This window comes from Defluviimonas sp. SAOS-178_SWC, from assembly GCF_039830135.1.
Classification (GTDB): Bacteria; Pseudomonadota; Alphaproteobacteria; order Rhodobacterales; family Rhodobacteraceae; genus Albidovulum.
Map to the genome: position 1 here is coordinate 2,273,636 of NZ_CP156081.1, position 14,157 is coordinate 2,287,792.

The following is a 14,157-nucleotide window of genomic DNA, read 5'->3' on the forward strand; positions in this document are numbered from 1 at the left end:
ACTGTCACAGGTTCTTGAAGTTGATGTGCGTGACCAGAAGGGGCAACCGCCCATAGCCACGGATCAAATCAATTATTCAACTTCAACGAAACGAACCAAAATCGAAGTCGTCTAGATCATCAGCCGTTCGCAGTGGATCGCAGGTCACTGTCTGTTTTTCAATTGAAAGGCTTTGGTATCATGAACGTTCGGAGGCAGCGGCCTGCTTGATCAAAGGTCGTGCTTGGCAACCAAGCCTATTACTGTGACGTGGGATAAAATGAACCAGACCAACTTCCAGCGCAATCTGAGGCTTCTGACCAATTACTCCATATCGATCGCAGAGGTCTGCCGCCGGCTGCAGATCAATCGTCAACAGTTTCACCGTTACCTTAGTGGCGGTGCACGACCCTCACCTCGCAAGATGCTGAAGATTTGCGATCATTTCGGCGTCGACGAATCCGAGATCTTGATGGACCACGCCCAGTTCCGCGAGATCATCGCAATCCGACGCCACAGTGGCGCGGCGCTCGACCCGCTCGGCGAATTCATTATTGGCCTCAGCAAGGTCAACCCGCGCTCCACCCGGCAGCTCGAGCCCTATCTCGGCTTCTACTACAGCTATTTCCGTCCGGTCGAATTTCCCGACATGGTCCTTCGCTCTCTGGTCAGCGTCTTCACTCGCGCCGGCTTCGTTTACGTCAAGACGGTCGAGAACTATTCTGCGGTGAAGCGCCGGTCACGCCGGATCCTGAAGCACACTGGCGTCATGTACCACACTGGCGAACGCCTCATTATCCATGAACGCGAGGCGATCGTCGGTCAGATGATGTGGACCACGATCCTGCTGCCTGCGCGACCGGACCAGGCCTCGGTCATGCCGGGCCTGACACTCGGCGTCAGTTCCGGCACCAAACGCGATGTGGCCTGCTACCGGGTGATCTGGGAGGCGCTCGACGATCCGGTCGACATCCGTGCCGCGCTTTCCGGCGCGGGCCTCTACGATCTGACGAGCCCGGTGATCCCGCGCGACATCCGGGCGGCCATCGCCAATGACGTCGCGCCGGCCGAGGGCGCCTTCGTCGCGCGCGACTGGATCAACGAGACGATGTGACCTGCGGCGGCGGGAATGGTCCGCGCAGATCCTCCGCCTGCGTGAGGGACGCCAGCAGCACCTCGTCGCAACCCGACTTCGCGAAGACCAGGGCACCGACCGGGAGACCATCGTCCGTCAGGGCGACGGGCAGCGTCGCCGCCGGACAGCCTGTCAGGTTCCCCAGCATGTTGAAGGGGGCGTAGCTCGGCCAGTCGGGAACGACTGCGCGCCCGGCAATGGATCGGGGCGGCTGGCGCAGCGGGAAGGCGGGGCAGGCGGTGGCCGGTACGATCAGAAGGTCGTGATCCGCCATGAACGTGGCGAAGACGCCGGCGAGCCGGCGCTGCGTTGCTCTCGCCATCTCGACCGCCTGCGAACCCGCTTTACGCCCCTGGTCGAGGATCGCGCGGCTTTCCGGCATCAGCAGATCGACGGACTCGCCCAGAAGACGGCCGCGGGCGCGGTATTCCTCGACCGCGCCCAAGAGATCGAGCACCGGGCCCGGATCGGGCAGTATGGGCGCGGCACGGCGAACCTCGTGACCGGCTTCGGCGAACAGGCGGGCCAGCGTCTCGGCGGGCGCCGCGCATACCGGATCGACCGGCAGCCCGGCAAGCGTCGGGGCCCAGGCGATGCGCAGGCGGCGGGGGGCCGGGCCGATCGCCACCGGCACCCCGGAATCGGGGTCGCGCGGATCGGCGCCCGCGCTGGCAGAGAACATCAGCGAGAGGTCGGGCATATTGCGCGCCATCGGGCCGACATCGGAGAACGGCCGCCAATCCCCCTGCCCCGGCCAGAGCGGAATGCGGCGGTGGCTGGGCTTCAGCCCGGTCAGCCCGCAGAAGGCGGCAGGCACGGTGATCGAGCCCGCCGTGTCGCTACCGGTGGCCAAGGGCACGAAGCCCGCCGCCAGGGCCGCCGCCGAGCCTCCGGAGGAACCGCCGGGCGTGCGCTCCGGATTCCAGGGGTTGCGGGTATCCGGCCCGAGCCCGTTGCGGGTTTCGCCAAGGAGCGTGAATTCGGGCGTGTTGGTCTTGCCCACGACGATGGCGCCTGCGGCACGGAGCCGGGCGACATGGACAGAATCCTCGGTGGCTATCCGACCGGAATAGACGCGCGATCCGCAGGCGAACGGCAGTCCCGCGACCGGCTCGGCATCCTTCACCGCGAGCGGCAGGCCGAGAAGCGGCGGCAGCGGCCCGCCCGCGCGGAGCCGCGCCTGGGCGGCCCCGGCCTCGGCCAGCGCCCGTTCGGGGCACGTGGCGGTGAAGGCGTTGAGCGCGCCGTCCAGCGAGTCGATCGCGGCGAGACTGTCGGCGACCAGTTCGGGGATCGAGATTTCGCGCTTGCCGATCATCTCCCTCAGCCGGTGGGCCGGGAGCGAGGCCAGCCGGATACCTGCGGGCACGGTCATTGTGCGGTTCATTGCTCTTCCCTTCCGTCCGCTCAGACCTGCCCGAGGCGGCGGCGCAGGCGCGCGGCCCCATGGCTGATCAGCCGGTCGGCGGTGATCGACAGGAAAGAGATCCCAAGCCCGGCGATCAGCCCCTCGCCGACCCTGGCCTTGCTGACCGCGACGAGCGTCTCCTGCTCCAGCCCGCGGGTGCCGACCAGGGCGGTGATCACCAGCATGCCGAAGGCCATCAGGATCGTCTGGGAAAGACCGAGCATGATTTCCGGCAGCGCATAGGGGATTTGTACATGCAGGAGCCGCTGGAGCCGGGTGCAGCCCGCCATGTCGGCCGCCTCGATCAGCGATTTTGGCACCCGGGCGATACCGTCCATCGGGTAGCGGATTGCCGGCGGCAGCGCGAAGGCCACGATCGCCACCATCGCCGGAAAGTCGCCGAGGCCGAAGAGCATGACGACCGGGATCAGATAGACGAAGGTCGGCAGCGTCTGCAGCGTGTCGATGAAAAGCGCCGTGACCCGCCCGAGCCGGGCGCTCCGGGTGGCGATCACGCCCACCGGAAAACCGATGACCGTCGCGACCACGACCGAAATCGCCACGAGATAGAGCGAGGTCATCGCCAGATCCCAATAGCCGCTGAGCGCGATGAAGCCCAGCATCGCGGCCGAAGCCAGAGCCAGCCCCGCGCCGCGCACCAGAGCGGCCAGCAGCGCGACGAAAAGGACGACGCCAAGCCAGGGAAGTCCGAGGAGCGCATCCTTCACCGGCCTGAACAGGTGGCGAACGAAGCCGTCGCTGATCGCTCCGATCGGACCGGCGAAGGTCACGTTCACCCAGGCGAAGAAGTCGTCCAGTAGCCGGCCGCTGGATCCGGTCAGCGCCGCCGGGAAGTCGCCCGATGCCGGCACGGCCTGCGCCGCGAGCCATCCCGCGAGGAGGACAGAGAGTGCCCCGTAAAGCAGCGGGTGACGGCGCCAGCCCGCCGTCGCGGCCGCGTGCGAGGGCCGACGCGACGCGATGGCGCGCGACAGCCGGTCGAGGACGATCGCCATCAGCGTGATGCCGAGCCCCGCCTCCAGCGCGCGCCCGAGCTGCATGGACTTCAAGCCCTGCAGCACGACGTTGCCAAGCCCGCCGGCACCGATCACGGATGCGATGATCACCGCCGAAAGCGACAGCATGACCAGCTGGTTGAAACCGGTCAGCAACCCCTGGCGCGCCGCCGGCAACAGGACCAGCAGGAGCCGCTGGCGCGGGGAGCAGCCCGCCATGCTGGCCAGTTCGCTGACCGAGGGCGGCAACCGGCGCAGCGCCAGCGTGGTGTTGCGGGCCATCGGCGGCATGGCGTAGATCACCGTTGCGATCAGCGCCGCCACCGGGCCGAAGCCGAAGAACAGCAGGATTGGCACGAGGTAGGAAAAGACCGGCAGCGTCTGCATCACGTCGTAGACCGGGTTCACGACGGCGTCGAGGCGCGGCCAGCGATGGGCCGCGGCCCCCAGCAGGATGCCCGCCACCGCGCCGACGATCACCGCGATGGCAACCGAGGCCAGCGTGAGCATCGCCTCTTCCCACAGATCGAGGACGAGAAAATAGGCGCAGGTCGCAAGCACCAACACCGCCGCGCGGCGCCCCGCCGCCCAGTAACCGAAGATCGCCAGCGCCGCGGTCAGCGCCCACCAGGACAGGGCCGCGAGCCGCAACCCGCCGCCACCCGGCAGCGGTACCTCCAGCCCCTTGACCAGAACACCCTGCACCAGCGCCAGCGGCACCTCGACAGCGGCGGCCAGCCCGCGGGTGATCTCCTTCACCTCGAAGGGTCCGATCTCGGCGCGCCGCGACAGCCAGGTGAGGAATCGGTTGATCGGCCCAGCGAGGTCGGGCAGCCATTCGGCAGGAGGCCGGGCGGCCCAAGCGGGCAACGTCTCGCGGAGCGCGGGCACGAGGCTCAGGGCCGCGGTCAGGCCAAGACCGATGAGCAGGATCCGGCCCGGCGGCAGCGTCGATCCGGTGGACTGTTGCGACTTCTGGTGCACGGCCGCGACCATCACGCCGCACCGTCCGCGAAGATCGTCGAGATCACCCGCTGCCGGTCGATCGCGCCGATGATCGCGCCCCGCCCGTCCGTGACCGGCACCGGCTGATCGGAGGCCAGCACCCGCGGCGCGATGTCGGCGACCAGCGCCGAGGCGGGGACCGGCGCGCCGGTTGCCAGTTCGGTGGCCGGTCCAACCAGCGATCCCGCCCGCATGACCCGATGGCGCGGAATCTTGCGGGTGAATTCGGCGACATAGGCGTCGGCGGGGTTGAGGATCAGCCCCTCGGGCGTGTCGACCTGCACGATGCGGCCATCATGCATGATCGCGATGCGGTCGGCGATGCGGATCGCCTCCTCGAAATCGTGGGTGATGAAGACGATGGTCTTGTGCAGCGTCCCCTGCAGGCGCAGGAACTCGTCCTGCATCTCGTGCCGGATCAGGGGGTCGAGCGCCGAAAACGGCTCATCGAGGAACCAGACCTCGGGATCGGTGGTCAGGCTACGGGCGATGCCGACCCGCTGCTGCTGGCCGCCCGAAAGCTCGTGCGGAAACCGGTCCTCGCGACCCTTGAGCCCGACGAGTTCGGCCAGTTCGCGTGCCCGCGCCAGCCTTGCGTCGCGGCGCATGCCCTGCACGCGGAGCGGAAAGGCGATATTGTCGAGCACAGTCAGATGCGGCAGCAGCGCGAAATCCTGGAACACCATGCTGATCCGCCGCCGCCGGATCTCGATCAGACGCTGGGGATCGACGCCGCGCAGGTTGTCCTCGCCGATGAAGAGATCGCCGCGCGTCGTGTCCACGAGCCCGGTCATGCACCGCACCAGCGTCGACTTGCCCGAGCCCGACAGGCCCATGATGACAAAAATCTCGCCCTTGCGGATGTCGAGCGTAGCATCGCGCACCGCTGGGATCAGCCCGTGGGCTTGAAGATAGGTATCGTCGAGCGTATCGGCGGGCAACCTCCCGGCTGCTTCGGCACCGGGGCCGTAGAGCTTCCAGACGTTGCGGCAGCGGATGATCGAAGAAGTGTCGGGCATGGCAGCGCCTCGGTTCTCTGGCTTGGTTACGGGTCCCGCGCGCGCATGGGCGGGGCGGATCGTTCTACGGTGAGACGGACGCCGGGCAAGACCTGCCCGGCGCCCAGAGTCGTGGTTTCCGGATGACCTTTACTTCAGCCAGCCGCGCCACACGGTTTCGTTCGCGTCGACCCAGTCCGCGGCCATCTGGTCGTAGGACACGCCCTCGACATCGACCCGCTCCATGCCGTCGGCGACGGTCCGGGCGTCGAGGGTGAAGAGGTAATAGATTCGCGCCGTCGCCGGAGCTTTGAGCGATATGTCACGGTTCATCAGCTTCCAGAGAAAGCCCGACGGCGTCGCGCAGTCATGCGTCTTGTCGGCGATGGGGCCCCAGGCCGGGTCGGTGAAGCAGGCCGGCTCGTAGGCCGGGAACGCCACATAATCCCCCTCGGCCTTGTCGAAGAACCAGTGCGGGCTGTAGCCCCAGCCCATGATCGGCTGCTGCCGGTCATACGCGCCCTTCAGAGTGGCGATAAGCGCACCGGAACTGCCCGAGGTGATCGGTTCGATCTGGAACCCGAAGGCGTCGATCGTCTCGTCGACATAGGTGATCCAGTCGGCCGGCGCGGCGACGAACTGCGCCTTGGGTTCGGTCTCGGCCGTGGCGAGCGCCTTCACGCAGCCCTCCTCGAGGAGCGCCTTGTAGTCCGGCAGACCCGGACACATCGCTTCGAGCGATTTCGGATACCACCAGCCCTCTCGCACCCCGATCCCGGAGGAGCCGGCATTGATGACATCGCCGCTGCCGACCGCTTCCTGGCAGGCGTCCCAGGTCGTGTCCCAGCACAGGAATGTGTGAAGATCGCCCAGTTGCAGCCCGGTCAGGCCGGCGGTGTAGTCCGCCGACACGAACTCGACTTCGAAACCCGCCTTCTGGAGGACATGACCGAGTATGTAGGTCGGCACGTCGGTTTCCGACGAGTTGATGACCGTCAGCCTGATCGTCTCGTCGGATCCGGCAGCCAGGCCCATTGCGGGCATCATCGCGACCGTAGCCACTATGGCAGCGCGGCATCCCGTGCCGACACGCGGTAGTTTCATTTCAGGTTCCCTCCCGGTTCGTATTGGCTGGTCCGAAGACTGCTTTTGACACCACGACGATAGAGCATTTACCGTCCCAGACCAGACGTTAGACAGTCGCCGACTGTCGCAGAAAAAGCGACATTCAGCTACATGCACTACGCAGTCAAACAATCAGCCGGTGCTGTCAGACGGATTCGAACCGGTCTCACCAAGGGCAGGATGTCTGTCCCTTATGCCGCGCCGAGTTGACTCCACTCGGCGAGAGCGGCGGCTCGTTTGGCCTTGAAGTCGGGTCTGCTGGAGAGGCTGTGTTCCGTGTTGAAGAGATTGTAAATCGAGGCGTGAACCGAAGCGAACTTCTGCAACGTTCGCACGCGCCGAAACCGGAGCATCGCCCGCTCCCGCCTTCGGAATGGCAAATGAGAATTCTCTGTTCGGTTGTTCAACCAGCGACCAGTTTCTTGCAGATCCGCCACGCCGATCACCTTCATGGCCGCGCCGGAGGATCGCAGAAGATCAGTGACGATGGCCTCGGGCCGGCCGTAGCGCTTCATTGTTTTATTCAAGAATTTCAATGCGGCTTTCTTGTCCCGTGTCCTTGTGACGAAGCTTTCCAGAACCTCGCCCTCGTGATCGACCGCCCGCCAGAGGTAGTGTCGTTCGCCGTTGATCTTCACGAAAACCTCGTCGAGGTGCCATCGCCATTGGGCCCGGAACGCAGACGCTCGGCGCGCTTATTTCGGATCTCGGAGACGAACATCGGGCCGAAACGCTGCCACCAGAACCGGACCGACTCATGGCTGATATCGATCCCGCGCTCGTGCAGCAGGTCCTCCACGTTGCGGAGAGACAGTGGGAACCGGACGTACAGCATCACCGCCAGGCGGATGATTTCAGGGCTGCTGTGAAAGCCCTTGAACGGGTCAGATTGGATCATGTTCAGACGCTACGAGACCGCCCTGCCCGTCTCAACCGGAATCCTTCTGACAGACCCACCACGGTCGTTCCGCCCGATCAGCCCGTGTAGTCGGCAAGGACCACGCGCACACCGTCTGACCACAGCCGTGCGAGATGGGCCGAGAACGCGGCGGCAAAACGGGGATCGTCGCCGAGTGAGCCGAATACGGTGCGATTGGAGAGGAAGGCCGAGGGGTCCGACTTCGCGGCAAGCGCGCGCGCCTTCAGGTCGGCCGCATTCTCGTCATTCGGCGGGATCGTCTGTCCCGCCTCGTCGGTCCCGGCGCAGTAACGGCACCAGAGCGCGACTTCGAGCGCCAGCCCCTCAAACGGCATCCCTTTTGCCAAGGCATCGGCCAGCGTCGGGAGAATGAATTTCGGCTGACGGTTCGATCCGTCGAGGCAAAGCCGCGGGATCGTGTCGCCGACGGCGGAATTGCCGAAACGCTCAATCACCTTTGCAAGATATGCGCCGTAGCTGACGCCGGGGATCGGCGACAGCGTCGGGATGATCTCGCGCCGTTCCAGCCGGTCGAGCCAGGCCGCGATCAGCGGATCGGCCATTGCGTCGTGAACGAAGTGGTGGCCGAGAAGGGCCGAAGGATAGGCGATGGCCGCATGGCCGCCGTTCAGGATGCGAAGCTTCATCAGTTCGTATGCGGCAACCTTCTCGACGAACTCGACCCCAACCTTTTCAAGGGGCGGTCGTCCGGTCGGGAAATGATCCTCAAGCACCCATTGCCGGAACGGTTCGCAGACGACCGGCACGGCGTCGATCAGCCCGAACTGATCGGCAACCAGTTTCCGCTCCCGGTCGGAGGTGGCCGGGGTGATGCAGTCCACCATCGAATTCGGAAAGGCGACGTTTGCAGTGATCCAGTCGGCAAAGGCCGGATCGGAGAGCCGGGCGAGCCCCGTCACCGTGCGCCGGGTCACATGGCCGTTTTCCGGCAGGTTGTCGCAGGACATCACCGTGAAGGGCGGAATTCCGGTGGCGCGGCGGCGGCGGAGGGCGGCAAGGATCATGCCGAAGACGCTCCGCGGCGCGTCCGGGTGCGCGGCATCCGCCGCCATGTCCGGATGATCCGCGTCAAACCCGCCCGTGCGGGCATCGACGTAATAGCCGCCCTCGGTGATCGTCAGCGAGACGATGCGGACCGACGGATCGGCCATCGCGGCGACAGTCGTCTCGGCCTCAACCGGGACGAAGCCGGTCATGGAACCGATGACGCGGGCGCTCAATCCCTTCGGGTCAAGCTCCACCACCGTCGTCAGCCAGTCCTGCGCGGCGAGCCTTTCGCGCATCGCCGCGTCGCCGGACCGGACGCCGGCGCCGAGGATCGCCCAGTCGTACCCTTCGCCCGTGCCAAAGAGCCGGTCGAGATAGACCGCCATATGGGCACGGTGGAAATTTCCCACGCCGACATGGAGGATGCCGGCTGTCAGCTGTGAACGGTCGTAACCGGGGCCGGAAACGCCCTTGGGCAGCTTGCCGAGCGCGCTGGCGGTTAGCGAAACGGGCATATCGGGCTCCCCTCTCATGTAGTATTCAGCATTCCGCCGTCGACAAAACCGGTGCAGCCGGGCGCGCGGGCGCGTTCGGCAAAAGCGGGTTTCTGTTGCGGCCGAGGTCCATCAGCTCATCCAGTTCCCGCCATCGACGTTGTAGGTCTGGGCGACGATGTAATTGGCCTCGGATGTGGCGAGGAAGATCGCCATGCCGGTAAGGTCCGCAGCCGTACCCATGCGTCCGAAAGGGACGGCTGCGCCGACCTCGCGTTTCTTCTGGCCGGGTGCCTTGCCTTCATACTTCGCGAAGAAGGCGTCGACCCCGTCCCAGTGTTCGCCATCCACCACGCCGGGCGCGATGGCGTTCACGTTGATGCCGTGGGCGATAAGGTTGAGGCCCGCCGATTGGGTCAGGCTGATCACCGCGGCCTTGGAGGCGCAGTAGACCGCGACCAGGCTTTCGCCCCGCCGCCCGGCCTGGGAAGCCATATTGATGATTTTGCCACCTTTCCCCCGCGCAATCATTCCCTTAGCCACGGCTTGCAGCGTGAAAAGCGTGCCGGCCACGTTGACCGCGAAGATGCGGTCGTAATCGGCACGCGTGATCTCGGCGATCGGGGCGGCTGAGAAGAGCGCGGCGTTGTTGATCAGGATGTCTATGCCGCCCAGCGCCACTTCGGTTTCGGCCACGGCGGAGTCAATGCTCGCCTGATCGGTCACGTCCATGCGGACCGCGACCACCGCCGCTCCGATCCCTGCTGCGGCTTTGCGGGCCGCGTCGATATTGATGTCGGCAATTGCCACCCGTGCGCCCTCGGCCACATAGGTCCGCGCGAATTCGAGTCCGATGCCCCGCGCGGCACCTGTGATGAGCGCGGTCTTGCCAGCCAGCCGTTTCATTCGAAGCGCAGGCCTTCCTTGTCGAAGCGGTGGATCTTTTCGGAGTCCGGGGTCAGGTACACGGTGTCGCCGTGATGAAGGCTGACCTCGCCCCCTGCCCGCACCGTGATCGCGTCCCCCAGCCCGGTATCGAGGACATGGAAGAACGTGTCGGAGCCGAGATGTTCGGACACGCCGATCTTTCCCCTCCAGGTGCCGTTCTCGGTCGAAACACCGATATGTTCCGGTCGGATGCCAATGGCCGCGGCGCCATGCTTGGAAGCCTCGGCCCCCTCGATCAGATTCATCTTGGGGCTGCCGATGAACCCCGCGACGAACTTGTTGCGCGGGCGGTGGTAAAGCTCGAGCGGTGAGCCAACCTGCTCAATCCGGCCGGCATGGAGGACGACGATCTTGTCGGCCATCGTCATCGCCTCGACCTGGTCGTGCGTCACATAGATCATCGTGGTGGCAAGCCGGTTGTGAAGCTCCGAAATCTCCAACCGCATGCCGACGCGCAAGGCCGCGTCGAGGTTTGAGAGCGGCTCATCGAAAAGAAAGGCCGAGGGTTCGCGCACGATGGCGCGACCGATAGCCACGCGCTGGCGCTGACCGCCGGAAAGCTGGCCCGGCCGGCGGTCGAGGTAGTTGGTGAGGTTCAGGACAGAGGCAGCCGCCTCGACCTTCTTGTCCTGCTCTTCCTGGCTGAGCCCAGCCATGCGGAGTGGGAAGGCGATGTTCTTGCGCACGGTCATGTGCGGGTAGAGCGCGTAGCTCTGGAACACCATGGCAAGGCCACGCTTCGCGGGCGGAACCGAGGTAGCGTCGTTGCCGTCGATGCGGATCTGGCCGTCCGAGACATCCTCCAACCCTGCGATCAGCCTTAGGAGCGTGGACTTGCCGCAGCCAGAGGGACCGACAAAGACGACGAACTCACCGTCTTCGATTGTCAGGTCCAGAGGGGGGATGACTTCCACGTCGCCGAAGCGTTTGGCAACCTTGTCGAGTGTGATGCGTCCCATCGTTCTTTTCCTTATTTCACGGCGCCGAAGGTCAGACCCCGGACGAGTTGTTTCTGGCTGAACCAGCCCATGACAAGGATCGGCGCGATCGCCATCGTCGAGGCAGCCGACAGCTTGGCGTAGAAGAGCCCCTGCGGCGCCGAGAAGCTTGCGATGAAGGCCGAGAGCGGCGCGGCTTTGGTTGTCGTCAGCGTGATCGTCCAGAACGCCTCGTTCCAGGCCAGAATGACGTTGAGGAGCATGGTCGAGGCGATGCCGGGGATGGCCATCGGGGTCAGGACATAGAGGATCTCGTTGAGGAGACTGGCGCCGTCCATTCGCGCCGCTTCGAGGATTTCGCCGGGAATTTCCTTGAAGTAGGTATAGAGCATCCAGACGATGATCGGCAGGTTGATCAGCATGAGTGCCAGCACGAGGCCGATCTTGGTGTCATAGAGGCCAATGCGCTGGAAGATCAGATAGAGGGGGATCAGCACGGCCACCGCAGGCATCATCTTCGTGGACAGCATCCACATGAGAAGGTCCTTGGTGCGCTTGCCCGGAACAAACGCCATCGCCCAGGCGGCAGGAATCGCCACCGCAAGACCGAGGAGCGTGGATCCAACTGAGATCACGACCGAGTTCCAGAAGAACCGGGGATAGTCCGACCGTGCCCAGACCTCGGCATAGTTCCCAAGCGTCCAATCCGCGGTGAAAAGTTGCGGCGGCGTCGCGACGGCCGACGCCTCGGTCTTGAGGCTGGTCAGGATCATCCAGAGGACGGGAAAGAAGATCAGCAGGGCCACGCTCCAGGCGGCGGCGGTGGTGATCAGTTTGCGGCGGGGTGTGACGGCGCGTGCCATGAGCGTGCCTCCTCAGGCGTCCAGGTTCTTGCCGATGCCACGCATCAGGAAGTAGGCGACGATATTCGCGAGGATGACGGCAATGATCCCGCCCGCCGCGGCGCGGCCGATGTCTTTCGCGACGATCGCCTGCTTGAAGATCATGTACGGCAGCGTCGTCGAGGCGGAGCCGGGACCACCTTGAGTGGTTGTGAAGATCTCGCCGAAGATTCCAAGAAGGAAGATCGTCTCGATCAGGATCACCACCGTGATCGCGCGGGTGAGATGTGGCAGGATGATGAATCGGAACCGCGACATGGCCGAGGCGCCGTCCATCTCGGCCGCCTCCAGTTGCTCGGACGACAGCGACTGGAGCGCGGTCAGCAGGATCAACGTGGCGAAGGGCAACCACTCCCAGGCGACGATGCCTATAACCGACGCCATCGGGTAGCTCTCCAGAAAGAGGATCGGTCGCGCACCGAACCCCTGCGCCAGGGCTGCGAACAGTCCGTTCTGCGGGTGCATGAAGAGGTTTTCCCAGATCGACGCAGCGACGGGCGGCATCACGAAGAATGGCGCGATGACGAGGATGCGGAGTACACCCTGCCCCTTGACCGGCTGATCTATCAGGAGCGCGATCAGCGTGCCGAGGACGACCGTGATGATCAGCACTCCGAGCACCAGCATCAGGGTATTGCCGATCGCCATCCAGAAGTCCGGAGCGTTCAGGAACCATGCGTAATTCCGCACTCCGCTCCAGCCGGTGCGATCGGGCGAGATCAGCCGGTAGATGCGAAACGAGAAGTATAGGGTCATCGCCAGCGGCACGATCATCCAGAACAACAGCAGGATGACCGAGGGAGCGATCATTATGCGGGCGGCGGTACGGGTGGATTGCGTGGACATGTCGAACTTGTCCTCCGGATCGGGGGGGCCGGTGAGCGCGCGGCTTGCGGGCGAGGCGCCGGGCTGGCCGGCGGCGGGAAAGGGACCGGCCGCGAGGCCGGCCCCGGACATGGAGTTACTGGATGTAACCTGCGTCCTTCATCTCGGACGTGACCAGATCCTGGGCTTCGGCCAGCGCGTCGTCGACGCTCTTCTGCCCGGCGAGTGCCGCAGAGAAGATTTCACCGACCGCAGTGCCGATCCCCTGGAATTCCGGGATCGCCACGAATTGCACACCGACATATGGCACCGGCTGGACGGTCGGATGGATCGGATCGGCGGCGTTGATCGAGTTGATCGTCATCTTCGCAAACGGGAGATCCTTGTACTCGGGATTCTCATAAAGCGAGGTGCGGGTTCCCGGCGGGACGTTGGCCCAGCCTTCCTTTGACGCGACAAGGGCGAGGTAGTCCTTGTTCGTCGCCCAGTCGATAAAGGTCTTGGCGGCGTCCTGCTTCTTCGAGGACGACGGGATCGCCAGCGACCACGCCCAGAGCCAGTTCGCGCGCTTGCCCAACCCGGCGTCTGGGGCAAGGGTGAAGCCGACCTTGTCCGCGAACTCCGACTGCTTCGGGTCGAGGAGCGAGGAGGCCGAGACGGTGGCGTCCATCCGCATCGCGCACTTGCCCTGCAACGACAGGGTTAGGTTCTCGTTGTAGCCGTTGCCGCTCGCGCCCGGAGGCCCGTAGTTGGTCAGCATGTCGACGTAGTCCGTCAGAACGGCCTTCCATTCCGGGCTGTCGAATTGCGGGTTCCAGTTTTCGTCGAACCAGCGCGCACCATAGGAGTTGGCCATCGTCGTCAGGAACGCCATGTTCTCGCCCCAGCCCGGCTTGCCGCGCAGACAGATGCCGTAGACGCCATTGGCGGGATCGTTCATGGCGGCGGCGGCGGCCTTGATGTCGTCCCAGGTCGGCGCGTCGGGAATCGTCACGCCCGCCTTTTCGGCAAGGTCCTTGCGGTAGTTGACGAACGAAGATTCTCCGTAGAACGGCGAAGCATAGAGAACGCCATCAACGGAAAGCCCCGCACGGATCGGCGGAAGCAGGTCGTCGATGTCATACTCGGCAGGCAAGTCGTTCAACGGGACAAGCCAACCCAACTTGGCCCAGATCGGCACTTCGTACGTGCCGATGGTCAGAACGTCATACTGGCCGCCGCCCGTGGCGATGTCCGTGGTCACGTTCTGGCGCAGGACGTTCTCCTCCAGCGTCACCCACTCGACGTCGATGTCCGGGTGCTTGGCCGTAAAGTCGTCCATCAAACCCTGCATGCGGATCATGTCGCCATTGTTCACCGTGGCGATGGTCAGCGTCTCTGCCTGCGCCATTCCGGTCGCCATGCATAGCGCCGTTGCGCCCAGAAGGGCGCGCATCGTCGTAGTCATTCTCTCCTCC

The 14,157-nt window shown here is 64.9% G+C and carries 11 protein-coding genes and 1 pseudogene; 1 reads left to right on the plus strand and 11 read right to left on the minus strand.

The genetic code is table 11. The features are described 5' to 3' along the window. Positions 1-259 precede the first annotated feature (259 nt). Positions 260-1,093 (plus strand): helix-turn-helix domain-containing protein, encoded by an 834-nt coding sequence (locus tag V5734_RS12010; protein WP_347309892.1) that lies wholly within the window; start codon positions 260-262, stop codon positions 1,091-1,093. Here the strand turns inward: V5734_RS12010 and V5734_RS12015 are convergent. The 11 genes and pseudogenes from V5734_RS12015 to V5734_RS12065 form a co-directional block, all read right to left on the minus strand. Next, on the minus strand, positions 1,077-2,501 hold the full coding sequence (locus V5734_RS12015) for an amidase (protein WP_347309893.1): 1,425 nt from the start codon (positions 2,499-2,501) through the stop codon (positions 1,077-1,079). The two genes, V5734_RS12010 and V5734_RS12015, sit on opposite strands and share 17 nt — an antisense overlap. Before the next feature lie 20 nt (positions 2,502-2,521). Further along, positions 2,522-4,534: an ABC transporter permease gene (locus V5734_RS12020; protein WP_347313627.1), complete on the minus strand. Its 2,013-nt coding sequence runs from the start codon at positions 4,532-4,534 to the stop codon at positions 2,522-2,524. Continuing rightward, positions 4,534-5,562 carry an ATP-binding cassette domain-containing protein gene (locus tag V5734_RS12025; protein ID WP_347309894.1) on the minus strand — a complete coding sequence of 343 codons (1,029 nt, stop codon included), beginning with the start codon at positions 5,560-5,562 and terminating at the stop codon, positions 4,534-4,536. Before V5734_RS12025 ends, V5734_RS12020 begins: the two co-directional genes overlap by 1 nt. Positions 5,563-5,691: 129 nt before the next feature. Beyond that, positions 5,692-6,645 (minus strand): glycine betaine ABC transporter substrate-binding protein, encoded by a 954-nt coding sequence (locus tag V5734_RS12030; RefSeq protein WP_347309895.1) that lies wholly within the window; start codon positions 6,643-6,645, stop codon positions 5,692-5,694. Positions 6,646-6,857: 212 nt separating this feature from the next. Beyond that, positions 6,858-7,564, minus strand: a pseudogene (locus tag V5734_RS12035) (IS6 family transposase). Positions 7,565-7,641: 77 nt separating this feature from the next. Beyond that, the gene (locus V5734_RS12040) at positions 7,642-9,108 is read right to left on the minus strand and encodes a mannitol dehydrogenase family protein (RefSeq protein ID WP_347309896.1); all 1,467 of its coding nucleotides are present in this window, start codon (positions 9,106-9,108) and stop codon (positions 7,642-7,644) included. A 111-nt stretch (positions 9,109-9,219) separates the two neighbouring features. After that, entirely contained in the window at positions 9,220-9,993 is a 774-nt protein-coding gene (locus tag V5734_RS12045; protein ID WP_347309897.1) for an L-iditol 2-dehydrogenase, read from the minus strand. Further along, on the minus strand, positions 9,990-10,994 hold the full coding sequence (locus V5734_RS12050; protein WP_347309898.1) for an ABC transporter ATP-binding protein: 1,005 nt from the start codon (positions 10,992-10,994) through the stop codon (positions 9,990-9,992). Before V5734_RS12050 ends, V5734_RS12045 begins: the two co-directional genes overlap by 4 nt. Before the next feature lie 11 nt (positions 10,995-11,005). Further along, on the minus strand, positions 11,006-11,836 hold the full coding sequence (locus V5734_RS12055) for a carbohydrate ABC transporter permease (protein WP_347309899.1): 831 nt from the start codon (positions 11,834-11,836) through the stop codon (positions 11,006-11,008). A gap of 12 nt (positions 11,837-11,848) precedes the next feature. Continuing rightward, on the minus strand, positions 11,849-12,721 hold the full coding sequence (locus V5734_RS12060; RefSeq protein ID WP_347313628.1) for a carbohydrate ABC transporter permease: 873 nt from the start codon (positions 12,719-12,721) through the stop codon (positions 11,849-11,851). A gap of 115 nt (positions 12,722-12,836) precedes the next feature. After that, positions 12,837-14,147 (minus strand): ABC transporter substrate-binding protein, encoded by a 1,311-nt coding sequence (locus V5734_RS12065; RefSeq protein WP_347309900.1) that lies wholly within the window; start codon positions 14,145-14,147, stop codon positions 12,837-12,839. Positions 14,148-14,157 lie beyond the last annotated feature (10 nt).